Genomic DNA, 24,578 nt, shown 5'->3' with positions numbered 1-24,578 from the left:
CCGTTGTTCCTTTACAATCAGCTACTTACAGGCCCGCTCCGCTTGAGAATTGATTGCATGCTGCAGGAAAGGCCCGCTGGCACCGTGCAACTTGCAAGACTTTTCGTAGACTAAAGCAGGCGCCAATCCATACTCGGCATAATTCGAGCAATCCGATTTCTCTTTCCGCTCGGATTTGCCAGACAAATACAGCTTTGCCTGATGGAGCATTCATGGACCAAACGACCGACGCCGGTGGCCGCATTCTCCTGGTGGATGACGAGGCCGCGATCCTGCGCACCTTCCGCTACTGCCTGGAGGATCGCGGCTACACGGTGGTTACGGCTGCCAGCGCCTCGCAGGCCGAAGCGGTTCTTCAACGTCAGGTGTTCGACCTGTGCTTCCTCGATCTTCGCCTTGGTGAAGACAACGGCCTCGATGTGCTGCAACAGATGCGCGTGTTGGCGCCCTGGATGCGCGTGGTCATCGTCACCGCTCATTCAGCAGTCGACACAGCGGTGGATGCGATGCAGGCCGGCGCCGCAGACTATCTGGTCAAGCCCTGCAGCCCGGAACAGCTGCGCCTGTCGGCGGCCAAGCAGCTGGAGGTCCGGCAGATGGCGGCGCGCCTGGAAGCCTTGGAAGGTGAAGTGCAGAAGCGCAGCGACGCGCTGGGCTCATACAGCCCGGCGATGATGGGCGTGCTGGAGACGGCCCGTCAGGTGGCCGATACCGATGCCAACATTCTCATCCTCGGCGAATCCGGCACCGGCAAGGGTGAACTGGCACGAGCGATCCACAACTGGAGCCGTCGCGCCAAGAAGGCCTTCATCACCATCAACTGCCCTTCACTGTCAGCGGACCTGATGGAGAGCGAGCTGTTCGGGCATAACCGTGGCGCCTTTACCGGCGCCACCGAGAGTACGCTGGGACGCGTCAATCAGGCCGATGGCGGTACGCTGTTCCTCGACGAGATTGGCGATTTCCCCCTGGCGTTGCAGCCAAAACTGCTTCGATTCATCCAGGACAAGGAATACGAACGCGTCGGTGACCCGGTCACCCGACGCGCGGACGTGCGCATCCTCGCGGCAACCAACCTGAACCTTGAGGAAATGGTTCGCGAAGGTCGTTTTCGCGAAGATCTGCTCTATCGCCTGAACGTCATCACTCTGAACCTGCCGCCGATGCGCGAGCGGCCGGAGGATGTTCTGACGCTTGCCGAACGCTTCCTGGCGTCGTTCGTCAAAAACTACGGCCGGCCAGCGCGGGGCTTCAGCGACAGCGCCATCGCGGCGCTGAAGTCCTACCGCTGGCCCGGCAACGTGCGCGAGCTACGCAACGTGGTCGAGCGCGCCAGCATCATCTGTCCGCAGGAGATGATCGAAGTCAGCCACCTCGGGCTGGCCGATCAAAGCATTAACAATGCACCGCGCATCGGTGAAGCACTCAGCCTGGAAGAACTGGAGAAAGCGCATATTTCGGGAGTACTGAGCACTAGCGATACCCTTGAGCAGGCCGCCCGGATCCTGGGCATCGACGCCTCGACACTCTACCGAAAGCGTAAGCAATACGGCCTATGAAACTCCAGATGAAGCTGAGAACCCGTCTGTTTCTGGGCTTCTCGGCGTTGATGACCGTGGCATTGCTGGGCCTGTTACTGGCCCTTGTCAGCGTGGTGCAGATGGCCCAGAGCCAGGAAAAGCTTATCCGCGACAATTTCGGCGTCATCGAGGTCAACCAGCAGTTACGTCAGGCACTGGGCAATCACCTGCTTCAGCTGGTGCGTGAAGAACGCGACAATATCGCGCTTGCGGAATCGCGCGGCGTATTCCAGACGGCGCTGTCACGCGGTCTGTCCCAAGCATCGCGTCCGGCTGACCAGCAGGCGTACCAGGCAATCGGCGATGCCTATGCCAACTTCATCAATGAGCTCGAAGCCCCTTCCGGCCTGAACTGGACGCTGCTGGAAGACAACGCGCTCAGCCAGGCCTTCGACCATGTACGCGAGCTGATGGTGGACATGCAGCAGAGCGCCTACGACCAGATCCGCGATACCGAAATCCGCAGCCGTGAACGGGCGCAGCTGCTCGCCGGGCTGCTCGGCCTGACGGGCGTTGCAGTGCTGCTGATCGGGTTTGTCACGGCGCATAGCTTCGCCCGGCGCTTCGGCGATCCCATCGAGCAGCTGTCCATCGTGGCCGACCAGATCGGCCGCGGTGATTTCAATATCAGCCTGCCCGCCTCCCCCATCGCCGAGCTGTCTTCGCTGATCCGCCGTTTCGGCTTGATGGCTCAGGCGCTGCATGAGTTCAAGCAGACCAACATCGAGGCGCTGGTCAACGGCCAGCAGCGTCTACAGGCGCTGCTGGACAGCATCGACGACGGCCTGCTGATCGTCGACCGCCAGGGTCGGCTAGAGCATGCCAACCCGGTCGCGCAGCGGCAATTGGCATGGGAAAGCGAACACCTCGGATCGACCCTCGGCCAGGCCCTCGGTTATCCAGAACTGGACGAGGCCGCCCAGCAAGTCCTGGATGACAAACCATTGTCTGGGCCGCCGGAAGATCTGGTGATCGAGGCCGACGGCGAACGCAGGCTGCTGTCGTGGCGCATGAGTCCGGTGAACCATCACGACGGGCGCATCAGTGGCGCGGTGATGGTGCTACACGATGTCACCGACCAGCGGACCTTCGAACGCGTGCGCAATGAGTTCGTCCTGCGTGCGTCGCATGAACTGCGCACCCCGGTGACCGGCATGCAGATGGCGTTCAGCCTGCTGCGCGAACGGACTCATTACCCGGACGGCAGCCGCGAGGCCGATCTGTTCAGCACCGTGTACGAGGAGATGCAACGACTGGTCACGCTGATTAACGATCTGCTGAATTTCTCACGCTACCAGAGCGGTCAGCAGAAGCTTGAACGAGTGCCTTGCGACCCGGCCGAACTTCTCCAGCAAGCACAACAGCGATTCGCGCCCGCCGCCGCGCAGAACGACATCGAGATCAAGCTGGAGCTGCAGGCACCACTGCCTAACCTGCTGCTGGATCGGCAACAGATGGAGCGAGTGCTGGACAATCTGCTCAGCAATGCGCTGCGACACACGCCGGACGGCGGCGAAATTCGGCTGCTGGCCAGGCATCATGGCGAACGGGTCATCCTCAGTGTCGAAGACAACGGCGAGGGCATTCCTTATAGCCAGCAGGCCCGTATCTTCGAGCCGTTCGTGCAGATCGGCCGTCGCCGAGGGGGCGCCGGACTGGGCCTGGCCTTATGTAAGGAGATTGCGCAACTGCATGGTGGCCGTATCGGCGTGCATTCACGAATCGGTCACGGCACCATCTTCTACATCGCTCTGCCGATCTGACCCAGGCAGGGCCGAACAAGAAGAAAGGAGCCGTCATGCCCAGCCTCAACCCAAGCGTCGACCAACTGAAACGCTTCGCCGAGCAGATGCCGGCCGGCGCGCCGATCCTCATGCTCAATCTGCTGCGCTTTAATCAGCAAGCGGCCTATCCGGCCGACAGCGAACATGCGCCTTGCAGCGGCAAGGAAGCCTACGCACGCTATAGCCGCACCGCGCTACTAAAAGTGCGGGAAGCTGGGGGCGATGTGCAGGTAGCGGCCAGTGCTCAGGTCGCGCTGATCGCGCCGGAGCAGGAAGATTGGGACGAAATGCTACTGGTGCGATACCCCTCACCGGAAGCCTTTCTGGCGATGCTGGCAGACGGGGAATATCGAGCCGCAACACTCCATCGCACCGCCGCCCTGACCGACTCGCGACTGATTGCCTGTTCGCCTCGCGCCTGAGGGCACATCAGGGCTCCATCGCAAGCGCCGCGAGAATCGCCGCGGTTTCCGCATCCGGCTCGCCGTCGAAGCGTGTGGGCCGATATTTCATCTGAAAGGCGGCGATCACGTTGCGGGTTTCCAGATCCAGATGCCCGTGCTCCGGCACGTTGTAGCCTTGCTTAACAAGCTGCGTCTGGAACCAGGCCACGTCCGGTAGTTCCAGCGCGAACAGGCTACGCTGGCGGGCCACGGCGGCGGCGTCCGGCCATGGCACCAGGCCTGCGTCGGCCAGGCGTTCCCAGGGGAACAGCGGGCCGGGGTCGACTTTGCGCTGCGGAGCAATGTCGCTGTGGCCGATGATGGCCCCCGGTTGCAGGCCATGACGCTGCATGATGTCCTTGAGCAGCACGATCAGCGCGTCGATCTGCTGCTTGGAATAGGGATACCAGAGCCGCCCACGTTCGTCTTCGATATAGCCGCGGTTGACGAGCTCAATACCGATTGAACTGGAGTTAAGCCAGGTCCGACCATTCCATTGGCTTTCACCGGCATGCCAGGCACGGCGATCCTCGTCCACCAGGCGGTAAATGGTCGCGGGCGCCTCGCCGATCAGGTAATGGCTGCTGACGCCGTCACCCTTGAGAATCTCGAGCGAGCGCTGCAGGTCGCTGGAGGTGTAATGCAAGACGATGAACTGTGCTCGGCTATCGTGGCCCAGCGAGCTGTGACTGGTATCGATACGCGGGCCGCTCGCGCAGCCGGCAAGCAACAGGGCGAACGCAGCTAAGATCATGGTTTTCATACGGCACCTCTGGTCGACAGCGAAATGACACAGACTTGGGGTATTGGGTCGGGCATAGGGCACCCGCTAGATAGCGCCGAGAGAAGGGCGCCGGAGCAAAGGAGGGGGATTATACCGAGGTGACCCGGAGGCTCCCAGCGCGACTGGTCAGCCCGCTTCGATACGGTTGCGTCCGGCGCCCTTGGCCCGATAGAGTGCCCGATCGGCGCGCTCGAAGACCTGCTCAGCATCATCGGTTTCGGTGAAGCTTGCGAGCCCGCCCGATAACGTGACCTGGATTCGTGCCCCCTTGAAGTGAAACGGGCAATCCTGAATGCCCGAACGCAGGCCTTCGAGCAGCTGCATGCCCGCCGCCTGCGGTGTCTCCGGAAGCAGCAGCGCGAACTCTTCACCACCGAAACGAGCAATGAAATCGGTCTTGCGCAGCCGCTTGCGCAGCTCGCTGGCGATGATCTTCAGCACACGATCGCCGGCAAGATGACCGAACCTGTCGTTGATCTGCTTGAAATGGTCCACATCGAATACAGCCAGAAGCAACTGGCCGCCGTAGCGTTGCCGACGCGCAACCTCCAGCGTCAGGCGTTCATCCCAACTTGCGCGATTGGGAAGTTCGGTCAGCGGGTCCCGCAGCGCCTTCTGTCGCTGCTCCTCAAGGCGTTCGCGCATCCCGGCAGCAGATTGCTCCAGACTCGCGACCCGCCCAACTAAGGCATTCAGCCGCCCGCTTACCTGCAGCTCATGTGCGCTGCGCTGCTGCTCATAGCTATCGACGGTTTCCAGCAACCGATCGATGCGGGCCTGAACGACCTGTTTCAGGCCTGGCAGATCCGTGACATCACGCATGCTGCTTTGCAGCCCATCGAACTGATGACGCAGTGCCTCATCCAGCGCTTGCGCGGTTTCCTGGCTCTTCGTGTGCCCTTGATGTGTGACGCACAGGCTTTCATGCATGGCCGCCAGGCGCTCGTTGAGCAATTTCAGGTAGCTCTCGAATTCGCTCTGCCCATGATCAGCCGCTGCGACCATCAGTTGCGCAAGGTCATCCAGCAACGGAACCAACTCATACCAGTTCAAGCCCAGCTCGATTCGCTCACGAAGCGCCAGAACCTTCGGCTGCTGGTGCTCTGGCAGGTGCAGCCCATCGAGCAGATGGTACAGCGCAGCCTCCACCCGTTCGGCAATGGCGCTGTAGGCGTGTTCAGGCGAGGCGGGAAGGATGTGGCGGCCTACGGCCTCGGCAGCGAACGCAGCGGACGCGTTGTCTGCCTCCACGCCTTGACTATCAGCCAACTCACCGCTGTCTGCGACGACAAGCAATGGCTGCTCGACCCTCGTTTGCCATTCATCTTCCGCACGTGCGCCATCCGTCGCGGTTTCCGCCGGAATCGCTGAAAGGCTCATCGCGCTTTCTTCAGAAGCCGATTCGACACTGTGTTCACGCTGTCCGAACAGCTTGCTCAACAAGCCCGCCGATTTGCCAGCGCCGGCCATCTGCAAGGTCAACGCGCGATCCTGAAGCTCGCCCAGTTCGGCAAGCAGCTCGGGCCATTCAAGCGGCCGTGCGGCTCGCTCGTCGAGCTGTCGGGCGAATTTCTTCAACGGCTTGCGGACTTCGTTGGGTAAGGGCAATGCCTGTAGCTGCGCCACGAAACGGTGCAGCGATCGAGTCAAGCACTCAAGTCGCTCCTTCCTGCTCCTTTCGGTATCCAGTACGGCGCGCTCGAGACGCGGAACCAGCGCGCTCAGGCGATCGTCCGGAACGTCATCGCGCAGCACTTCGCGGAGCTCGCGCATGCATTGCTCGACCGCCGGATCGGCGCCATCCACGGCGTAGCTGCTGCGCACCAGGCTGCGCCGCAGCAGGTCAACATGCGCTCGCCAGCGCTCCTCAAGCTGCTCATGTTGCTCCAGCGCCTGTAGATACTTTTCCTTCCAACGCTGCGCCTCGTCGCTCATATCACAGCGCCAGCCGGTATCGGCAAAGCATCGCCCCGCAGCGAGTCGGGTAAGCGGATCTCAACGGCGACCGGCAGGTGATCCGAACTGGCTTGCGCCAGTACATCAACCCGCTCGAGCGTCAGGCTGGGGCTCAACAAGATGTGATCGAGGCAGCGCTGCGGCCGCCAGCTGGGGAAGGTCGCCTGGATCTGTGGCGCCTGCAGCCCAAGGTCGCGAAGCGGTGAATACTCCAGCAGATCACTGGCATGGGTATTCATGTCACCCATCAGGATCTGGTGGCGATAGCCACCGATCAGATCGCGAATATAGGCCAGTTGTCGCGTTCTTGCGCCGCCGCCGAGCGCCAGGTGCATGACCACCACCACCAGCGCATTCTCGCCCTCACCAAACCGCAGCAGGATGGCGCCACGGCCGGACGGGCCGGGCAGCGGATGATCCTCCAAGCCCTGTGGCTCAAGACGGCTGAGCACGCCGTTGCTGTGCTGGGCGAAGCGGCCGAGATTTCGGTTCAGCTGCTGATACCAGTACGGAAAGGAGCCAAGCTGCGCGAGATGTTCGACCTGATTGATATAACCGGAGCGCAGGCTGCCGCCGTCGGCTTCTTGCAGGGCAACCAGATCGTAGTTACCGAGCAGTTCACCAATACGCTGCAGATTCCCGGCTCGCCCCGGATGCGGCAGCAGATGCTGCCAACTGCGCGTCAGGTAATGATGGAAGCGCTCGGTGCTGATGCCAACTTGAATGTTGAAGCTCAGCAGCCGCAACCGGCCATCGCAGGGTAGTCCGATGGAGTCCAGACAGAGCGGGTTGACGCGCGCCTGGCCTGGACCGGCCAGGCGCGGTGAGCTCCAACGGCGCAGCATGGGATGCCTACCGGGCCGCGCGTTCTTTTTCGATGAGGAAATCAGCCACATCAAGCGCGCGTTGCGGACCACCGGCAGAGCCGATGTCGAAACGGTACTTGCCGTTGACGATCATCACCGGCACGCCGGTGATCTGGTAGGCCATGGCCAGTTTCTTGGCCTGCTCGGCACGGCTCTTAACACCGAACGAGTTGTAGGCCTTGATGAATGCCTCCTGATCGACGCCCTGCTCGGCGAGGAACTCGGCCATCTTTTCTGGAGTGTCCAGCTTCTTGCCGTCGCGGTGATAGGCGTTGAACACCGCGTCGTGGACATCCTGTTCGACGTTCATCGACTCCAGGGCCAGGAACATCTGGCCATGGACATTCCAGACGCCGCCGAACATAGCGGGGATACGCTTGAAATCCACGTCGTCGGGCAGCTGCTCGACCCAAGGATTGATGATCGGCTCGAACTGATAGCAGTGTGGGCAGCCATACCAGAACAGCTCAACCACCTCGATCTTCCCCGGCTCGGCTACCGGCACCGGATTCTTGAGTTCGACATACTCTTTGCCCGCCTGGAACTCAGCCGCGTGAGCTGGCACGCCGAACAGGCTGGCGGTGACGAGTACGGCACTGAGAACGAGTTTACGCATGGTGACTCCCTTGGCTTTAAACGGCTGACCGATAGCGTCAGGCTGCAGCAAATCATATTTACTCGCCAGCGCTTTTCACCACTTTTCAATATCTTGACAATCATTGTAGCGGCACAAAAAACAAAAAAGGCGTTCAGGTTCGAAACCTGAACGCCTTCCCAGCCGACCGCAGCCGATGCTGTCAGTGCAGACCTTGAATGTAGCTCGAAAGGGCTTCGATGTCTTTGTTGCTCAGCTTCGATGCGATGGTACGCATGATTGCTGTATCGCCATCGTTGGTGCGGCTGCCTTCGCGGAAATCGGTCAGCTGCTTGGCCGTATAAGCGGCGTGTTGGCCACCCAGCTGCGGGAAACCTGCCAGGTCATTGCCAACGCCGTTCGGCGCATGGCAGCCGGTGCAGGATGGCATCCCTAGATCCAGCTTGCCGCCGCGGTACAGTTTTTCACCTTGCTCGACCAGCGCGGGATCCGCCATGCCAACGGTCATCTTCTGGCTGGCGAAGTAGGCTGCGATATCGGCGAGGTCCTGGTCGCTGAACGGATCGAGCATGCCGGTCATTTCCAGCACCTTGCGCCCCACACCCTCCGGGGCACCCGGTGTGCTACCGGCCTTGATGTCCTGCAGCTGCTTGAACAGATAGCTCTCGCCTTGACCTGCAAGTTTGGGGAAGTTCGGTGCGGCACTGTTGCCATCGGCACCGTGGCAGGCGCCACAGACTGCAACCTTCTCCTGACCGGCTTCGGCATTACCAGCCGCATGGGCGATACCGGTGATGCCAAGGGTCAACAGCAGACTCACGAGTACTTTGTTCATCAGCTCATCCAACTACGGCTAAGGGTTTAAAGAAAAATCTATTCGGCAACGGGCCGCTCGGGCCATGGCAGTTGCTCTCTAAAAGTGGCATCTGGTTCGTCAACCGAACGGCTCTATCGACCGCTTGGTGCCGGCAGCCGAGAAACCGCTGTACGGGCTCGTTTAAGACCAAAGCGCACACAAAATCTGCGGCATTATATACTGGCGCTCTTGAAACGGAAATGAACCATTGCCGCACCCCTGCGCACTCACCGGAATACCCATGCTCCCAAAAAACCCGATTCTCGGCCTCTGCCAGCAAGCCACGTTCATGACCAGCGCCGCCAAGGTCGATCAATGCCCGGCTGACGAGGGCCTTGAAGTCGCTTTCGCCGGCCGATCGAACGCGGGCAAATCCAGTGCGCTGAACACCCTCACCCATGCCAGCCTCGCCCGCACATCGAAGACGCCGGGCCGCACCCAGCTGCTCAATTTTTTCCGCCTCGACGATCATCATCGCCTGGTCGACCTCCCGGGTTACGGCTATGCCAAGGTGCCGATCCCATTGAAGCAGCATTGGCAGCGCCATCTCGAGGCCTACCTGAGCAGTCGTGAAAGCCTCGCCGGCGTGTTTCTGATGATGGATATCCGCCACCCGCTGACCGAGTTCGACCGGATGATGCTCGACTGGTCCAACGCCAGTGAGATGCCGCTGCACATTCTCTTGACCAAGTCCGACAAACTCGCCTTTGGCGCGGCAAAGAACGCCCTGCTGGCGATTCAGCGCGACATTCGCAAGGGCTGGGGAGACGGTGTCAGCGTACAGTTGTTTTCGGCGCCGAAACGCCAGGGTGTGGAAGAGGCACAGCTGAAGCTCGCCGAACTGCTGGGGATGGTTGACGCATACACTGACGAAACCGACGACGAACAGCCAAAACCCTGACCCGCCGATAACCGCCAAACCGCCCGCTCTGCCTATCAGCGCAGAGCGGGCAGTCACTCACCACTACTCGCGATAATCTTCAACCGGCACGCAGGCGCAGAACAGGTTGCGGTCACCGAAGACGTTATCGACCCGATTCACTGCCGGCCAATACTTATGCGCCTGGGTGTGAGCGCTTGGCGTCACACCCTCAGCGATACTGTAGGGGCGATCCCAGGGGTTGATCACATCAGCCAGGGTGTGCGGCGCGCGTACCAGCGGGTTGTCCTCGGCCGGCCAGCCGCCGTCCTGAACCTTGGCGATCTCGGCGCGAATGCTCAGCATCGCCTCGACGAAGCGATCCAACTCCACTTTCGACTCGCTTTCGGTAGGCTCGATCATCAGCGTGCCGGGTACCGGGAAGGACATCGTCGGCGCATGGAAGCCGTAGTCGATCAGACGCTTGGCGACATCTTCTTCGGTGATGCCGGTCTGTGCCTTGAGCGGCCGCAGGTCGATGATGCATTCGTGCGCCACGCGCCCGTTGCGGCCGCTGTAGAGCACCGGAAAAGCATCGCCCAGACGCATCGCCAGATAGTTCGCACTGAGGATCGCAACCTCGGTGGCGTCGCGCAACTGCGGCCCCATCATGGCGATATACATCCAGCTGATCGGCAAAATGCTGGCGCTGCCCCAGGGCGCCGCGCTGACCGCGCCGTTCTCTGGTTTTGGTCCTTGCAGCTCGATCACCGGGTGATTGGGCACGAAGGGCTGCAGGTGCGCCTTGATGCCGATCGGACCCATGCCCGGACCGCCACCGCCGTGAGGGATACAGAAGGTCTTGTGCAGGTTCATGTGCGAGACGTCGGCGCCGATGTCCGCTGGCCGCGCCAGGCCAACCTGGGCGTTGAGATTGGCGCCATCCATGTAGACCTGGCCGCCCTGAGCATGAATCGCCTCGCAGATCTCACGAATCCCTTCCTCGTAGACACCATGGGTCGACGGGTAGGTGATCATCAGGCAGGACAGCTTGTCACCGGCCTCCGCGGCCTTGCGCTTGAGATCTTCCAGGTCGACATTGCCGGCCTTATCGCACTCGACGATGACCACTCGCATGCTGACCATCTGCGCCGACGCCGGGTTGGTGCCGTGCGCGGATGACGGAATCAGGCAGATGTCACGCTGCGCTTCGCCGCGGCTCTCGTGATATTTGCGAATCGCCACCAGCCCGGCGTACTCGCCCTGAGCGCCCGAGTTCGGCTGCATCGAGATCGCATCAAAACCGGTGATCGCGCAGAGCCAGGCTTCCAGTTCCTCGATCATCAGCGTGTAGCCCTGGGCCTGCTCCCGAGGCGCGAACGGGTGTAGGTTGGCGAATTCCGGCCAGGTGATGGGGATCATCTCGCTGGTGGCATTCAGCTTCATGGTGCAGGAACCGAGCGGAATCATCGCCTGGTTCAACGCCAGATCCTTGTTTTCCAGCTGCTTGAGGTAGCGCAGCATCTCGGTTTCGCTGTGGTGGGTATTGAACACCGGATGCGACAAGTAGCCGCTGCTACGCTGCAGCTCGGCCGGGATGCCGCTGGCGACATCGCCCGCGTCCAGCTTGGCGAGCTTAAGTCCGTGATCCGCGCCGAGGAATACCGCCAGCAACTTCTCAACGGTCTCTTCGTTGCAGGTTTCGTCGAGGCTGAGGCCCAGCTTGCCGCGGCCGAGAATGCGCAGATTGATCCGCGCGGCCTGGGCGCTTTCGAGGATTGCGGTTTGCGCGCCACCAACGTCCAGAGTGAGGGTGTCGAAGAAGTGCCGGTTGAGTCGCTTGATGCCGTGCTGCTCCAGCGCGCTGGCCAGAATCGAGGTCAGTCGGTGGGTGCGCTGAGCGATGCGTTTGAGACCCTCGGGGCCGTGATAGACAGCGTAGCAGCTGGCGATATTGGCCAGCAGCACCTGGGCGGTACAGATGTTGGAATTGGCTTTTTCGCGACGGATATGCTGCTCGCGCGTCTGCAGCGCCATGCGCAGCGCGGTGTTGCCGCGGGCGTCTTTAGAGACACCGATGATGCGACCCGGCATGGCCCGTTTGAACGCATCACGGGTGGCGAAGTAGGCCGCATGCGGACCGCCGTAACCCATCGGCACACCGAAGCGCTGGGTCGAGCCGAGCACCACGTCGGCACCGAGCTCACCTGGCGGGGTCAGCAGCAACAAGCTGAGCAGATCAGCCGCGACACAGGCCAGCGCCTGCTGCGCGTGCAATTGCTCGATAGCCGGGCGAAGATCACGAATCTCGCCATGGGTGTCGGGGTATTGCAGCAGCGCCCCGAACACGTCCTGCGCCGCGATATCCTCGATCGCCCCGACCACCAGTTCGAAGCCGAAGGCCTCAGCACGGGTCTGCACCACCGAGAGCGTCTGCGGGTGGCAATTCTCGTCGACGAAGAAGCGATTGCTCTTGCTCTTGGCCATGCGCCTCGCCAGGGTCATGGCCTCGGCCGCCGCGGTCGCCTCATCGAGTAGCGAGGCGTTGGCCAGATCCAGCCCGGTAAGGTCGATGGTCAACTGCTGGAAATTCAGCAACGCCTCCAGGCGGCCCTGGGCTATCTCCGGCTGATAAGGGGTGTAGGCGGTATACCAGCCCGGATTCTCCAGTACGTTGCGCAGGATCACTGGCGGCGTGAGAGTGCCGTGATAGCCCATGCCAATCAGACTGGTCCAGAGCTCGTTCTGCTCGGCGTAGCTGCGCAGTCGTGCCAGTGCGCCCTCTTCATCCAGCGCCGGCGGCAATGCCAGCTCACCCTTGAGGCGGATCGCCGGCGGCACGGTTTGCTCGACCAGCTCTTCGCGGCTGGACAGCCCGAGCGAATCGAGCATGGCCCGCTGTTCAGCCGCATCGGGACCGAGATGACGACGCAGAAAGGCGTCAGGTTGCTGAAGCTGGGAAAGGCGCGGCATTTGGGGCATGACTGCTACTCTCGGAAAAAGGAAAGCCCCGACATCGCGGGGCTTTTTCATAGGGAACGCTTAGGCTTCGGCGTCGCAGGAGGCCTTGTAACCCTCTGCGTCGAGCAGCTTGTCCAGCTCCGAGACATTGCTCGGCTGAAGCCGGAAGAACCAGCTGCCATAGGGCTCGCTGTTCACCGTTTCGGGCGCATCGGTGAGCTGCTCGTTGATGGCGACCACTTCCCCGGAAATCGGTGCGTAGATGTCCGAAGCGGCTTTTACCGACTCCACCACGCCCGCCTGCTGGCCGGCGATGAGTTGCTGGCCGACCTCTGGCAGCTCCACATACACCACGTCGCCGAGCGCTTCCTGGGCATGATCGGAGATGCCGACGGTCACACTGCCGTCCGCTTCGAGGCGGGCCCACTCGTGGCTGGCGGCGTAACGCAGATCGCTGGGAATGTCGCTCATTCGTATGTCCTCAAAAAAGCTGTCGGTTTGCGGGCACGAAGCAGACTAGGCGGCCCGCTGCAAAAAAAGCAGTCGGCCAAATTTACACCAGTACTTTGCCGTGACGCACGAAAGTCGGCTGCACCACGCGTACGGGATACCACTTACCACGGATTTCCACCTCGGCACGATCACCAGCGCCGGCCGGCACACGCGCCAGCGCGATGGCTTTGCCAAGCGTAGGCGAAAAACTGCCGCTGGTAATCTCGCCTTCACCAATGCCATTGACCCGTACGGTCTGATGCGCGCGCAACACGCCGCGCTCTTCAAGCACCAGACCTACCAGTTTCTGCAGATCGCTTTGCGCCTTCTGCTGCTCAAGCGCCGGGCGGCCGATAAAGTCGCGCTCGGCCGGTTCCCACGCCACTGTCCAGCCCATGTTGGCCTGCAGCGGTGAGATGTCCTCGCTCATATCCTGCCCGTAAAGATTCAGACCGGCCTCCAGACGCAGCGTGTCACGCGCGCCCAACCCGATCGGCGATATACCGGCGCCGACCAGCTCGCTGAGAAAGTCTGGCGCCTGCGCCGCTGGCAGGATAATTTCCAAACCGTCTTCGCCGGTATAACCGGTGCGACCGATGAACCAGTCGCCCGCAGCCCGACCATGGAATGGTTTGAGCTCTTGGATCAATGCGGCCCGAGGCTGATCGACCAGTTCGGCCGTCTTGGCTCGCGCATGCGGCCCTTGGATGGCCAGCATCGCCAGCTCGGGGCGCTCGTTCACCTCGACGGCGAACCCGTCAGCCTGCGCCTGCATCCAGGCCAGGTCCTTGTCGCGGGTGCTGGCGTTGACAACCAAACGATAACCCCAGTCAGTTAGGTAGACGATCAGATCGTCTACCACCCCGCCACGCTCATTGAGCATCGCCGTGTACAACGCTTTGCCCACCTGCCCGAGGCGATCCACATCGTTGGCCAGCAGGCGCTGGAGATAAGTCTTGGCGTCTGGGCCCGCGACGTCGACGACGGTCATGTGGGAGACGTCGAACACTCCACAATCGCGTCGCACCTGATGATGTTCTTCGACCTGGGAGCCGTAATGCAGCGGCATATCCCAGCCGCCGAAGTCGACCATCTTGGCGCCAAGTGCGAGGTGCTGATCGTAGAGGGGAGTACGCTGACCCATGGGTTTCTCCTTCCGGGCAGGTCGCCGAAGCGGCGTGGGTGAAGCTTATTAGAGCCGGGCAGATGGCCCGACGATTTTGGTGGCGCGCATTGTAGCCCCAAGGTTGTGACAGGTCACGGCGAGCCGATGGAGCGAGCGCTCACCCGATCCGTCGTGCCGAGCGGCGAATCAACAGAATGACCGGCAACAGCCCGACCAACACCAGCGTTAGTGCAGGCAGCGCAGCACGCGCCCATTCGCCTTCGCTCGTCATCTCGAAGATCCGTACCGACAAGGTGTCCCAACCAAACGGTCGCATCAGTAGCGTAGCCGGCATCTCCTTCAATACGTCAACGAACACCAGCAACGCGGCACTCAGCGTGCCGGGCAGCAGCAGTGGCAGATAGACGCGGAGGAACAATGCCGGCCCGCCGACACCAAGACTGCGCGACGCTTGCGGCAACGAGGGCCGGATCCGCGCCAGCGCGCTTTCCAGCGGCCCGAACGCGACCGCCATAAAACGAATCAAATAGGCCAGCAGCAACGCCCCGAGGCTCCCGAGCAGAATCGGCTTGCCAGCGCCTCCGAGCCACGCCGACATCGGAATGACCAGCTCCCGGTCCAGGTAACTGAACGCGAGCATGATCGACACCGCAAGCACCGAACCCGGCAGCGCATAACCGAGGTTCGATAACCCCACCGCCGCTTTTACCGGGCGTACCGGCGCCTGACGCCGGGCGAAGGCGAGCAGTAACGCCACCCCAACCGTAATGAATGCCGCCAGCCCGCCCAAATAGAGGGTGTGCAGAATCAGACCGGTATAACGCTCATTGAGGTCGAAGCGCCCACGCTGCCAGAGCCAGACCAGCAGCTGCAGCATCGGAATGACGAAGGCACAGAGAAACACCAGGCCACACCAACCGCTGGCGGCGAGGGCCTTGAAGCCGCGAAGGCGATAAAGGACAGCCGACCGCGCCCGGTCGTTCGCGGGCCTGGCGGCGCCGCGCGCGCGCCGCTCGCCGTATAGCACCAGCATCACTGCCAACAACAACAGGCTGGCCAACTGAGTCGCGCTGGTGAGACTGAAAAAGCCATACCAAGTCTTGTAGATGGCGGTGGTGAACGTATCGAAGTTGAATACCGCGACAGCACCGAAATCAGCCAACGTCTCCATTAGTGCCAAGGCCAGGCCAGCGCCGATCGCCGGCCTGGCCATGGGCAGCGCGACACTCCAGAACGCCTTCCAGGGGGATTGCCCGAGGACTCGTGCCGCCTCCATCAGTCCCTTGCCTTGAGCAATGAACGCCGAACGAGCGAGCAGATAGACATAGGGGTAGAACACCAGCACCAGAACGATGATCACCCCGCCAGTGGAGCGGACACCGGGAAAGCGCACCGCGCTGCCGAACCACTCGCGGGCCAGCGTTTGCACCGGCCCGGAGAAATCCAGCAAGCCGATGAAGACGAATGCCAATACGTAGGCGGGAATCGCGAAGGGCAGCATCAGGGCCCAATCCAGCCAGCGCCGCCCTGGGAATTCGCACAGCGAGGTTAGCCAGGCCAAGCTGACTCCAAGCACGGTCACTCCGGCGCCAACCCCTAGCACCAGCGTCAGCGTGTTGCCCAACAAACGTGGCATCTGGGTTTGCCAGAGGTGCGACCAGATGCTGGTGTCAATGTTGCTCCAGCTGAACAACAGAACACTCAACGGCAGCAATACCAGCGCGGCGACTGCGAAAGTGATGGGGTACCAGCGGCGCTCGACGGGGTGGGACACGCAAGCCTCAAAGCAAGAAAGACAACGCCCCCGGCATTTCGGGGGCGCTGAGTATAACCGCAGCTGAAAGCCAGCTGTTTCGCCAGGCCCTGTCGAGCCTTTGCTTTACTTCCAGCTTATGATTGCTTATCGCCAGCCCGCACGATCCATCAGCATGATGGCCTCAGCCTGACGCTTGCCAGCCACCTCTACCGGGATGGTGTCAGCCTTGAAGTCTCCCCATGCAGCAACTTCCGCCGAAGACTTCACCTCCGGATTGGCAGGAAATTCCATATTGACGCCGGCAAAGATGCTCTGTGCCTCGGGTGTAGTCATCCACTCCACCAGCTTCTTCGCTGCCTCAGGGTGCGGTGCGTGCTTGGTCAGGCCGATGCCGGACAGGTTGACGTGAACGCCGCGACCATCCTGGTTCGGCCAGAATAGCTTGGCTCTCAGATCAGGGTTCTGCGCATGCAGACGGCCAAAATAATAGGTATTGACGATGCCCACGTCGCACTGACCGGCGTCGACTGCCTGAACCACCGCCGTGTCGTCGGCAAACACATCGGTTGCCAGGTTGTTCACCCAGCCCTTGATGATCTCTTCGGTCTTCTCGGCACCGTGTGTTTCGATCATGGTGGCGGTCAGGGACTGGTTATAGACCTTCTTGCTGGTGCGTAGGCACAGACGGCCTTCCCAGTTCTTATCAGCCAATGCCTCGTAGGTGGTCAGCTCGCCTTCCTCGACCCGCTCGGGCGAGTAGACGATGGTCCGTGCACGCAACGATAGACCGGTCCAGGCATCGGTAGAAGAGCGGTACTGGGCCGGGATATTGTCTTTCACCACCTGGGAATTCAGCGGCTGGAGAATGCCCATCTGTTCGGCCTGCCAAAGGTTACCGCCGTCCACGGTCAAAAGCAGATCCGCCGGGGTGTTTTCGCCTTCGGCCTTGATACGGGCCATCAGGGGCGCTTCCTTGTCAGTGATGAACTTAACCTGGACGCCCGTCTTGGCCGTATAGGCGTCGAACACCGGCTTGATCAGCTCATCGATCCGAGAGGAGTAAACCACTACTTCATCGGCAGCCTGTACAGCACTCGACAGCGCAGCGAGCGCCAGAGCGGCGAGTAAACCTTTGCTTGCCTGCATGGATCAGCCTCTTATTGGTTGGGTTACGAGGCTAAATAGTAGTGAATGTCATTTACTTTCTCAACGCGACAAATCGCGCAGAGCTCATGCTTTTACCAAACCCCCTGTCAGAACCGCGCCAGGTCCGGTAGATCACCGCTCAAGCCCAAGGCCTGTCGCACGAACAATGCCTTGGCTTCGGGCAACGCCTGGATGCCTTTCAATCCCACGTTGCGCAACCAGCGCAACGGCAAAGTGTCGGCCTGAAACAGGCGCTCGAACCCTTCCATTGCCGCCATCATGGTCAGGTTATGCGGCATTCGGCGCCGTTCGAAACGCCCCAATACCCGCGGGTCGCCCAGCTGCGCACCACGAGCGATGGCCGCAAGCAGGACCTCAGCAAGCACCGCTGCGTCGAGCAACCCGAGATTGACACCCTGCCCTGCCAGTGGATGGATGGTGTGTGCGGCATCGCCAATCAGTGCCAGACCAGGCTGTACATAGCGTTTGGCGTGGCGTTGCCGCAGAGGGATGCATAGCCGCGGATCGGCTTCCAGCACCGCGCCCAGGCGATACTCAAAGGCCCGTCCAAGCGCGTGGCGAAACGCCTCATCATCCAGCGCCATCAATCGCTGCGCCTCCTGCTCGGTCACCGACCAGACGATGGAGCACCAATGCGGGTCCCCCGCGCGCTGCAGCGGCAGGAATGCCAGCGGGCCGTCATCCGTGAAGCGCTGCCAGGCTGTCTGCTGATTCGGCTCGGCACAACGCACGCTGGTGACGATCGCGTGATGCAGATAATCCCATTCACGCGTCTCACAACCAGCCAGGCGGCGGACTGCAGAGTTGGCGCCATCGGCCGCAACCACCAGGCCTGCGCTGACCCGTTGCCCGTCAGCCAGGACTAGAGACCAGCCATGTTCGTTCTGCTGGAGCTGCTCCACGCGCGCACCAGCCATCAGTTCGACCGAGCCACCGCCTCTCAGCGCATCCAACAGGGCGTCCTGCACCACGCGATTCTCGACGATGTGACCGAGCACCTCGGCATGCACCGACGCCGCGGAAAAATGGATTTGCCCGGTACCGGAGCCATCCCACACGTGCATATCCGTGTAGGGGCTGGCACGGCGATTGGTGATGCCCGGCCAGGCGCCGACGCGCTCGAGAATCCGCTGGCTGGCGGCGGACAGCGCACTGACGCGCGGCTCGAAGGGGTCAGTAAGCGCGAAGGGCTGCACGTCCAGCGGACCGGAATCGATCAGTTTGATGGTGAGGCCTGCGCCTTGCAGCGCCAGTGCCAGGGTACTGCCGACCATCCCGGCGCCAACGATGATGAGGTCCGCTTGCATTATCGCTCTCCTGGACGCCGAGCTTGCGGCGAGTCTACTGGGCGGATGCCCGCACGATCATGGTCCTGCAATCGCGCCCTTCGGTACCTAGTCTGGCAGATTCGCTACGAACAGGCGGGGCTGTCAGTCGTCTGGATTTGCGCTGATCAGCGCTCGCGCACACCCAACCCCATCGCCTGGCGTGCGAACCAGGCCTTGGCCGGCGGTAGCAGGTCCAGCCCCACCAGGCCGAGATTGCGGCTGGCTATCGAAAGACGCGCCGAGTCACCGAACAGCTGGGTCAATTGATCGGAAAAACCGACGGTGAGTCGCTGGTCCGAACGTTGCTGCTGATGGTAAGCCTGCAGCACACCGAGATCGCCCGGCTGCGCCGAGCCGCTTAATAGCGCAGCCGCAAGCGCCTCGGTGTCGCGCAGCGAGAGGTTGTAGCCCTGCCCGGCGATCGGATGCAAGCTATGCGCGGCGTTACCGAGCACGACCAGGCCGGAGCGGACCTGCTCCTCGGCCTCGATCAGCACCAGCGGATAAAGATGTCGCGCGCCGACCTGTTGAAAACCACCCAAGCGATAGCCGAACGCCTGCTGCAGCTCATCGAGAAATTCAGCTTCAGGGAGCGCAACCAAACGCGCCGCGTCTCGATCCGAACGCGTCCAGACCAGCGCGCAGCGGTTGTCCTGCAGTGGCAGCAACGCCATCGGGCCTTCATCGGTGAAACGTTCGAACGCCTGCCCGCCGTGAGGCTTCCCCGGCGTCACGTTGGCGATCAGTGCCGATTGGTCATAAGGCGTGCGCTTGATCTCGATGCCGAGCTGCTCACGCAACGCAGATCGGCCGCCGTCAGCGAGCACCGCCAGTTCGCAGTCAAGCTCGAGACCGCTGGTCAGGCTCAGCCGATAACCTTTTGCCAAGGGCTGCATGCGCTCGACTTCGGCTGGACAACGGCGAACCACAACCTGGTCATCCAGCGCCTGCCACAGGCAGTGGCCGATCCAGGCGTTTTCCACCACGTAGCCCAGCGCTGCTACGCCCTGGGTCCTGGCATCGAGGCGGGTAGCGCCAGCGCGGCCGCGGTCAGAAACATGGATATGGGTAATCGGCTCGGCACGCTCCGCAATCCGCTCCCAGACGCCCAACCGCTGGTAAATCAGCCGAGTGCCGTAGGACAGCGCGGTGGAGCGCGCATCGTAGCTGGGCTGGTACTCGTTGCCCGGCTCAAACGGCTCGATCAGCTCGATCGTCCAGTCGCGCTCCCTGGCGCCCTTCTGCAGAGCCAGCGCCAGGCTGGCACCGACCAGCCCGCCGCCAACGATGGCCAGGGCACCCATGACTAGGCGACCTCGGCGGCAGCCGCCATCAATGCCTCGATCTCGGCGACGGTCTTCGGCACCCTGCCGGTGAGAATTTCACAGCCTGTGCGGGTCACCACCACGTCATCCTCGATGCGTACGCCGATGCCCCGCCACTTCTTCGCCACGTCCTGGTTATCAGCCGCGACATAGATGCCCGGCTCGACAGTCATCGCCATGCCCGGCTCCAAGACGCGCCATTCGCCGCCTACCTTGTAGTCACCGACATCATGCACGTCCATGCCCAGCCAATGGCCGGCACGGTGCATGTAGAAGGGCTTATAGGCCTCCGTGGCGATCAGCTCTTCGACGTCGCCCTGGAGCAGTCCCAGCTCGACCAGGCCAGCAGTAATGACCTTGACGGTCGCCTCGTGCGCCTCGTTCCAATGCTTGCCGGGCGCAATGTTTTTGAAGGCCTCTTGATTGGCCGCCAACACCAGCTCGTAGATGGCTTTCTGCTCGGGGGAGAAGCGGCCGCTGACCGGGAACGTCCGGGTGATGTCACTCGCATAGCAGTCGATCTCACAGCCGGCGTCGATCAGTACCAGATCGCCATCTTTGAGCACGGCGTCGTTCTCACGGTAATGCAAAATGCAGGCGTTCTTGCCGGCCGCGACGATAGAGCCATACGCGGGCATCTTCGCCCCGCCCTTGCGGAATTCGTAGTCCAGCTCGGCTTCCAGGTGATACTCGTAGAGCCCGGCACGGCTGGCCTGCATGGCGCGAACATGGGCACGGGCGGATATCTGCGCCGCATGCTTCATTATCTTCACTTCGTTGGCGGACTTGTACAGACGCAGGTCGTGCAACAGGTGGTCGAGGGCAACGAACTCGTTCGGCGGCTGCGCACCCTGGCGCGCCTTGGAGCGGATGGTATTGATCCACTCCATCAACCGATGGTCGAACTCCTGATTGCTGCCGATGGCGTAGTAGACCCGCGAACGCCCCTCGATCAGACCGGGAAGAATGTCGTCGATATCCCCGATAGGGAAGGCATCGTCGGCGCCGTATTCCGAAATGGCGCCGTCCTGGCCTGCCCGCAGGCCGTCCCACAGCTCGCGAGCCGGATCGCGCTCACGACAGAACAACACGTATTCCCCGTGCTCGCGGCCCGGGATCAGCGCAATCACAGCTTCCGGTTCGGGAAAGCCTGAAAGGTACTGAAAGTCGCTGTCCTGACGGTATATATGCTCGACGTCGCGATTGCGGATGTACATTGGAGCGGCCGGAAGAATGGCGATGCTGTTGGCTTCCATCTCCGTCATTAGCGCCTTGCGCCGACGAGCGTATTCCGACTTCGGGATGCGGGTCATGGACAAACGTTCCTCAATGCAGGGAGGGCTTGGGTGTCGGCGGCACCGGCTTGGCGCATTCGGTAAACAACAGCAATGGCGCGACGCGCAGGTACTCCATGACCTCCATGTAATCGCTTTCGCCATCCTCGGATTCGTCCAAGGAATCCTGAATCTGAGCGATCGCTGCCAGATCCTGCAGTACCTCCATGGCCTCGCTGCTCAGCGCGCGATCGCCGGCGATCAGGCCGAAGCCGGCCAGGAAGCTCTGACACCACTGGCCTAGAGCAAGCGCGCGCTCGGCGAGTGGCGCGTCATCGGAGGGCAGCAGCAAAACGATGGCGATATCGTCGCCGGCCAGCTCACCCTTGACCATCTCCTGCAGGCCGATGAGCGCTTGGCGCACCGATTCCTCGGGCTCGGCACCGAACAGTTCGGCGGCATCGATCAGCCAGGGCTCGACATCGAAACCGGCACCGGCGTAGCTGCGCCCAAGTAACAGGCCGTGCAGCTCGGCGGGTGTGACGGGTTGGGCACTGCTGGCCAACAAGGTGGCGAAAGCAGCATACGGCGAGTTCTGAATGGGCATTGGCAGCTAGGCGCACGGAGGCGCTAATGTCTAGAATGAAGGCCTGTATCCTAGCATCGGCATACGAGCCAAGACCATCGAAGCCGGACTACCCAACGCTCGCGCCATTCACTCGGGAATCCCATGGAAGACGCCGACTTGCAATTGCTGACCGCCAAGCTGGAACAGCTTATTCAGCGCATCGAGCAACTCAAGGTGCAAAATCGCTTATTGCTTCACAGCGAACAGGCGTGGCGCGAGGAACGCGCTCATCTGATTGAAAAGAACGAAATGGCACGGGTGAAGGTCGAATCAATGATTTCGCGCCTGAAAGCCCTGGAGCAGGACTCATGACCCAGCCGAACACTGTTACCGTGCACATCATGGACAAGGAATATTGCATTTCCTGCCCGCCCGAAGAACGCAGCAACCTCGAAGGCGCCGCCCATTATCTCGACCGCAAGATGCGGGAAATTCGCAGCAGCGGCAAAGTCATCGGCGCTGACCGCGTCGCCGTGATGGCGGCGCTTAACATCACCCATGAGCTGCTACACAAGCATGATCGCCTGGATGCCGAGGCCAACAGCGCCCGCGAGCACGTTCGCACCTTGCTGGAGCGGGTCGACAGCGCGCTGGCCGCCGATCCAAACCCTTCCGGCAACTGATGAACGGCAGGCAGATTGCGTTATAATCCCGCCCACTCCCTGGCATGTTCGCCAGTCGGCGATGACCCTCTCCCGATAAGCAACACCATGGAGGCTACACGTAGTGCCGGTGTGCATGTCCGCCTGACGGAAAGCCTTAAGGTACTCTGTAGTCGCCACCTTGAACTCTCGGGTTCAAGGGCCTACGCTGGCAGCGGCATGCTGGGGAGCCTTATTTCATGATCGTAGCCAACGGCCTTTCGCGCCCGGCGCTGCGACGACAGTTGCGGCAAGCGCGCCGCCACCTTTCCCCCATCCAACAACGCCAGGCCGCCAAGAAACTTTATCGACAGCTGGCTCAGCATCCGCTGTTTCGCCGTGCCCGTCATATCGCCTTGTACTTACCCAATGATGGCGAGATAGATCCCCGCCCGCTAATGCTCGAAGCCCAACGACGCGGAAAGGCGACCTACCTACCGGTACTCAACGCCTGGCCGCGCACCCGCATGGTGTTTCAACGAATCATGCCGAACGAGCGCCTGACGCCGAATCGCTTTGGTATTGCCGAGCCAGCTTTTCGCCCTGCGCGGCAACGACCTATCTGGGCACTCGACCTGATACTTATGCCACTGGTGGGATTCGACGAGCACGGTGGACGCCTGGGCATGGGAGGGGGCTTTTACGATCGGAGCCTGGCGTATCGCGGCAGGCGCAAAAATGGTCACAAACCGACACTCCTAGGTCTTGCCCATGAATGCCAGAAAGTCGATCGGCTACCCTTGGCCAGTTGGGATGTGAGCCTGCAGGCCACTGTGACGGACCAAGGTTGGTATGCGAAATGAAGCAGGAAAGCTTGGTGCGATATTACGGGCCGCATCCTTGCGGCCTTTCTGCTCAGCGCTGAAGCTGTTGCGAGTGGCTGATCGGAACCATTGACGATACATTGTCCGGTCGTTCCCACAGGCCCTGCGTATACCCCGTAGTCACAACGCCGAGACCGAAAATCAGCACCAAGACCCAAAGAATATCTGGCTTGCGTTTCATAGTTTTGTCGCCTCCCCCTGCCAGGCGAACCGTTTTCGCCAAGTCCGTATCGTTTTGGTTTTCCGGACTCGACGATGCCAACCTCAAGCGCGGCATTCTCCGCCAAGCCTCGGCGCTGCGCAAACAGCGTCGCTACCGATTGTCGCGGATTTGCGTTGAGAACCCTTTCAAGTACCAGCAGTGAGCAAAGACCATGCCGTACTGGCTGATGAAGTCCGAACCGGACGAATTTTCTATCGAGGACCTCGATAAACTTGGCACCGCCCGCTGGGATGGCGTGCGCAACTACCAGGCGCGCAATTTCCTGCGTCAGATGGGCGAAGGCGACCAGTTCTTCTTTTATCACTCCAGCTGCGCGACGCCGGGTATTGCCGGAATCGGCTGCATCACAAGTGCAGCCTACCCGGACCCCGCTGCGCTCGACCCCGACAGCGCTTATTACGACCCCAAGGCCAGCGAATCGAAGAATCCCTGGAGCGCCGTCGAAGTCGGCTTTGTCGAGCGCTTCGCCTTCACGCTAGCGCTGCCTCGACTGAAGGCCGAGCCGGCCCTCGCACAGATGCCGCTTGTGCAGAAAGGCAGCCGTCTCTCGGTGATGCCGGTCAGCGAAAGCGAGTGGAGCGCCATCCTGGCCATGCGCTGATCCGCTCTTCTCCCCAGATCATTGGACGATCAGATTGTTGAACAGCAGATCGTCAACCAGAGGCTTGCCCTCCTCTTGGGCAAGCACCGCCTGCACCTGCTTGAGCGCTTCCTGTCGAAGGGCTTCCTTGGCCTCGACCGATCCGAGGCTGGCATCGGTCTGCTGTGAAAACAGCATTACCAACTGATTGCGAATCAGCGGCTCGTGATGCTTGACCTTCGCCTCCGCCTCATTACCGCTGACACGCAAGGCAATGTCGGCCTTGTAATACTTCAGCCGGCCTTCCGACCCGTAGTTACCGACCAGCGCAGGCACCAGCGTGTAATAGATGGTCTTCGTCGCAGCCGCATCGGTTTCGGTTTCGGTTTCGGTTTCGGATGTTTCCGCCAAAGCAGGCAGCGCCACGCAGAGGGCGAGTACAAGAAAAAGAAGGCGCTTCACGAGGCAACTCCAAAGGATACAGGGCTCAGCATAACCAGTGCCGGGCACGGACCCAAGCCCAGCCTTAT

23 protein-coding genes and 1 other RNA gene are annotated in these 24,578 nt (G+C 61.5%); 9 read left to right on the top strand and 15 right to left on the bottom strand.

What is annotated here, in order from left to right:
• Positions 1-212: 212 nt before the first annotated feature.
• From algB to H3028_RS13855, 3 genes are read left to right on the top strand one after another with little or no spacing between them, the layout of a single operon-like run.
• Positions 213-1,559 (top strand): sigma-54-dependent response regulator transcription factor AlgB, encoded by a 1,347-nt coding sequence (gene algB / locus H3028_RS13865; protein WP_168422887.1) that lies wholly within the window; start codon positions 213-215, stop codon positions 1,557-1,559.
• Positions 1,556-3,343 carry a KinB sensor domain-containing domain gene (locus H3028_RS13860; protein WP_181297598.1) on the top strand — a complete coding sequence of 596 codons (1,788 nt, stop codon included), beginning with the start codon at positions 1,556-1,558 and terminating at the stop codon, positions 3,341-3,343. Before algB ends, H3028_RS13860 begins: the two co-directional genes overlap by 4 nt.
• A 35-nt stretch (positions 3,344-3,378) precedes the next feature.
• A complete protein-coding gene (locus tag H3028_RS13855; protein ID WP_181297596.1) occupies positions 3,379-3,786 on the top strand; it encodes a DUF1330 domain-containing protein in 408 nt (135 codons plus the stop codon).
• Positions 3,787-3,793: 7 nt separating this feature from the next.
• On the opposite strand, the gene H3028_RS13850 is transcribed toward H3028_RS13855, so the two are convergent.
• From H3028_RS13850 to H3028_RS13830, 5 genes are all read right to left on the bottom strand, one after another.
• A complete protein-coding gene (locus H3028_RS13850; RefSeq protein WP_181297594.1) occupies positions 3,794-4,570 on the bottom strand; it encodes an N-acetylmuramoyl-L-alanine amidase in 777 nt (258 codons plus the stop codon).
• 147 nt (positions 4,571-4,717) lie between these two features.
• On the bottom strand, positions 4,718-6,526 hold the full coding sequence (locus H3028_RS13845) for a GGDEF domain-containing protein (RefSeq protein WP_181297592.1): 1,809 nt from the start codon (positions 6,524-6,526) through the stop codon (positions 4,718-4,720).
• Positions 6,523-7,392 carry an endonuclease/exonuclease/phosphatase family protein gene (locus H3028_RS13840; RefSeq protein ID WP_181297590.1) on the bottom strand — a complete coding sequence of 290 codons (870 nt, stop codon included), beginning with the start codon at positions 7,390-7,392 and terminating at the stop codon, positions 6,523-6,525. The genes H3028_RS13845 and H3028_RS13840 overlap by 4 nt, the downstream gene beginning before the upstream one ends.
• Positions 7,393-7,399: 7 nt before the next feature.
• Entirely contained in the window at positions 7,400-8,029 is a 630-nt protein-coding gene (locus tag H3028_RS13835) for a thiol:disulfide interchange protein DsbA/DsbL (protein ID WP_181297588.1), read from the bottom strand.
• 181 nt (positions 8,030-8,210) lie between these two features.
• Complete coding sequence (locus tag H3028_RS13830) at positions 8,211-8,843, bottom strand: cytochrome c (RefSeq protein ID WP_181297586.1); 633 nt, start codon at positions 8,841-8,843, stop codon at positions 8,211-8,213.
• A gap of 262 nt (positions 8,844-9,105) precedes the next feature.
• On the opposite strand from H3028_RS13830, the gene yihA reads away from it, so the two are divergent.
• Positions 9,106-9,765 carry a ribosome biogenesis GTP-binding protein YihA/YsxC gene (gene yihA / locus H3028_RS13825; RefSeq protein ID WP_181297584.1) on the top strand — a complete coding sequence of 220 codons (660 nt, stop codon included), beginning with the start codon at positions 9,106-9,108 and terminating at the stop codon, positions 9,763-9,765.
• 63 nt (positions 9,766-9,828) lie between these two features.
• Here the strand turns inward: yihA and gcvP are convergent, their stop codons facing one another.
• The 9 genes from gcvP to H3028_RS13780 form a co-directional block, all read right to left on the bottom strand.
• Positions 9,829-12,705 carry an aminomethyl-transferring glycine dehydrogenase gene (gene gcvP, locus H3028_RS13820; RefSeq protein WP_181297583.1) on the bottom strand — a complete coding sequence of 959 codons (2,877 nt, stop codon included), beginning with the start codon at positions 12,703-12,705 and terminating at the stop codon, positions 9,829-9,831.
• Between the two features lie 60 nt (positions 12,706-12,765).
• Positions 12,766-13,155, bottom strand: coding sequence for a glycine cleavage system protein GcvH (gcvH, locus tag H3028_RS13815; RefSeq protein WP_181297581.1), 390 nt, complete (start codon positions 13,153-13,155; stop codon positions 12,766-12,768).
• 82 nt (positions 13,156-13,237) lie between these two features.
• Complete coding sequence (gene gcvT / locus H3028_RS13810; RefSeq protein WP_181297579.1) at positions 13,238-14,320, bottom strand: glycine cleavage system aminomethyltransferase GcvT; 1,083 nt, start codon at positions 14,318-14,320, stop codon at positions 13,238-13,240.
• A 139-nt stretch (positions 14,321-14,459) separates the two neighbouring features.
• Positions 14,460-16,076 carry an iron ABC transporter permease gene (locus H3028_RS13805; protein WP_181297577.1) on the bottom strand — a complete coding sequence of 539 codons (1,617 nt, stop codon included), beginning with the start codon at positions 16,074-16,076 and terminating at the stop codon, positions 14,460-14,462.
• A gap of 126 nt (positions 16,077-16,202) precedes the next feature.
• Complete coding sequence (locus tag H3028_RS13800; protein ID WP_181297575.1) at positions 16,203-17,204, bottom strand: extracellular solute-binding protein; 1,002 nt, start codon at positions 17,202-17,204, stop codon at positions 16,203-16,205.
• Between the two features lie 107 nt (positions 17,205-17,311).
• The gene (locus H3028_RS13795; protein ID WP_181297573.1) at positions 17,312-18,532 is read right to left on the bottom strand and encodes a 2-octaprenyl-3-methyl-6-methoxy-1,4-benzoquinol hydroxylase; all 1,221 of its coding nucleotides are present in this window, start codon (positions 18,530-18,532) and stop codon (positions 17,312-17,314) included.
• 146 nt (positions 18,533-18,678) lie between these two features.
• Positions 18,679-19,857 carry a 2-octaprenyl-6-methoxyphenyl hydroxylase gene (gene ubiH, locus H3028_RS13790; RefSeq protein WP_181297571.1) on the bottom strand — a complete coding sequence of 393 codons (1,179 nt, stop codon included), beginning with the start codon at positions 19,855-19,857 and terminating at the stop codon, positions 18,679-18,681.
• 2 nt (positions 19,858-19,859) lie between these two features.
• Entirely contained in the window at positions 19,860-21,191 is a 1,332-nt protein-coding gene (gene pepP, locus H3028_RS13785; RefSeq protein WP_181297569.1) for a Xaa-Pro aminopeptidase, read from the bottom strand.
• A gap of 13 nt (positions 21,192-21,204) precedes the next feature.
• Complete coding sequence (locus H3028_RS13780; protein WP_181297568.1) at positions 21,205-21,759, bottom strand: YecA family protein; 555 nt, start codon at positions 21,757-21,759, stop codon at positions 21,205-21,207.
• A 123-nt stretch (positions 21,760-21,882) separates the two neighbouring features.
• Between H3028_RS13780 and H3028_RS13775 the strand changes: the two genes are divergently transcribed.
• The 5 genes from H3028_RS13775 to H3028_RS13755 all read left to right on the top strand — a co-directional run bounded on the left by H3028_RS13775 (position 21,883) and on the right by H3028_RS13755 (position 24,069).
• On the top strand, positions 21,883-22,092 hold the full coding sequence (locus tag H3028_RS13775) for a TIGR02449 family protein (RefSeq protein WP_045164100.1): 210 nt from the start codon (positions 21,883-21,885) through the stop codon (positions 22,090-22,092).
• Entirely contained in the window at positions 22,089-22,403 is a 315-nt protein-coding gene (locus H3028_RS13770; RefSeq protein ID WP_158186502.1) for a cell division protein ZapA, read from the top strand. The genes H3028_RS13775 and H3028_RS13770 overlap by 4 nt, the downstream gene beginning before the upstream one ends.
• 33 nt (positions 22,404-22,436) lie before the next feature.
• Positions 22,437-22,615: non-coding RNA, 6S RNA (gene ssrS, locus H3028_RS13765), on the top strand.
• Positions 22,616-22,621: 6 nt separating this feature from the next.
• The gene (locus H3028_RS13760) at positions 22,622-23,224 is read left to right on the top strand and encodes a 5-formyltetrahydrofolate cyclo-ligase (RefSeq protein WP_181297567.1); all 603 of its coding nucleotides are present in this window, start codon (positions 22,622-22,624) and stop codon (positions 23,222-23,224) included.
• A gap of 395 nt (positions 23,225-23,619) precedes the next feature.
• Positions 23,620-24,069 carry an EVE domain-containing protein gene (locus tag H3028_RS13755; protein ID WP_181297566.1) on the top strand — a complete coding sequence of 150 codons (450 nt, stop codon included), beginning with the start codon at positions 23,620-23,622 and terminating at the stop codon, positions 24,067-24,069.
• Between the two features lie 18 nt (positions 24,070-24,087).
• Here the strand turns inward: H3028_RS13755 and H3028_RS13750 are convergent, their stop codons facing one another.
• Positions 24,088-24,510, bottom strand: coding sequence for a flagellar basal body-associated protein FliL (locus tag H3028_RS13750; protein WP_181297565.1), 423 nt, complete (start codon positions 24,508-24,510; stop codon positions 24,088-24,090).
• Positions 24,511-24,578 lie beyond the last annotated feature (68 nt).

This window comes from Pseudomonas sp. Q2-TVG4-2, assembly GCF_013620795.1.
GTDB lineage: Bacteria > Pseudomonadota > Gammaproteobacteria > Pseudomonadales > Pseudomonadaceae > Stutzerimonas.
Note: the sequence above shows the minus strand (reverse complement) of the source record. Positions and strands in the feature narration are given on the sequence as shown.

Coding starts and splice junctions, on each gene's coding strand:
- algB (WP_168422887.1), top strand. CDS start 213: ATGGACCAAACGACCGACGCCGGTGGCCGCATTCTCCTGGTGGATGAC.
- H3028_RS13860 (WP_181297598.1), top strand. CDS start 1,556: ATGAAACTCCAGATGAAGCTGAGAACCCGTCTGTTTCTGGGCTTCTCG.
- H3028_RS13855 (WP_181297596.1), top strand. CDS start 3,379: ATGCCCAGCCTCAACCCAAGCGTCGACCAACTGAAACGCTTCGCCGAG.
- H3028_RS13850 (WP_181297594.1), bottom strand. CDS start 4,570: ATGAAAACCATGATCTTAGCTGCGTTCGCCCTGTTGCTTGCCGGCTGC.
- H3028_RS13845 (WP_181297592.1), bottom strand. CDS start 6,526: ATGAGCGACGAGGCGCAGCGTTGGAAGGAAAAGTATCTACAGGCGCTG.
- H3028_RS13840 (WP_181297590.1), bottom strand. CDS start 7,392: ATGCTGCGCCGTTGGAGCTCACCGCGCCTGGCCGGTCCAGGCCAGGCG.
- H3028_RS13835 (WP_181297588.1), bottom strand. CDS start 8,029: ATGCGTAAACTCGTTCTCAGTGCCGTACTCGTCACCGCCAGCCTGTTC.
- H3028_RS13830 (WP_181297586.1), bottom strand. CDS start 8,843: ATGAACAAAGTACTCGTGAGTCTGCTGTTGACCCTTGGCATCACCGGT.
- yihA (WP_181297584.1), top strand. CDS start 9,106: ATGCTCCCAAAAAACCCGATTCTCGGCCTCTGCCAGCAAGCCACGTTC.
- gcvP (WP_181297583.1), bottom strand. CDS start 12,705: ATGCCCCAAATGCCGCGCCTTTCCCAGCTTCAGCAACCTGACGCCTTT.
- gcvH (WP_181297581.1), bottom strand. CDS start 13,155: ATGAGCGACATTCCCAGCGATCTGCGTTACGCCGCCAGCCACGAGTGG.
- gcvT (WP_181297579.1), bottom strand. CDS start 14,320: ATGGGTCAGCGTACTCCCCTCTACGATCAGCACCTCGCACTTGGCGCC.
- H3028_RS13800 (WP_181297575.1), bottom strand. CDS start 17,204: ATGCAGGCAAGCAAAGGTTTACTCGCCGCTCTGGCGCTCGCTGCGCTG.
- H3028_RS13795 (WP_181297573.1), bottom strand. CDS start 18,532: ATGCAAGCGGACCTCATCATCGTTGGCGCCGGGATGGTCGGCAGTACC.
- ubiH (WP_181297571.1), bottom strand. CDS start 19,857: ATGGGTGCCCTGGCCATCGTTGGCGGCGGGCTGGTCGGTGCCAGCCTG.
- pepP (WP_181297569.1), bottom strand. CDS start 21,191: ATGACCCGCATCCCGAAGTCGGAATACGCTCGTCGGCGCAAGGCGCTA.
- H3028_RS13780 (WP_181297568.1), bottom strand. CDS start 21,759: ATGCCCATTCAGAACTCGCCGTATGCTGCTTTCGCCACCTTGTTGGCC.
- H3028_RS13775 (WP_045164100.1), top strand. CDS start 21,883: ATGGAAGACGCCGACTTGCAATTGCTGACCGCCAAGCTGGAACAGCTT.
- H3028_RS13770 (WP_158186502.1), top strand. CDS start 22,089: ATGACCCAGCCGAACACTGTTACCGTGCACATCATGGACAAGGAATAT.
- H3028_RS13760 (WP_181297567.1), top strand. CDS start 22,622: ATGATCGTAGCCAACGGCCTTTCGCGCCCGGCGCTGCGACGACAGTTG.
- H3028_RS13755 (WP_181297566.1), top strand. CDS start 23,620: ATGCCGTACTGGCTGATGAAGTCCGAACCGGACGAATTTTCTATCGAG.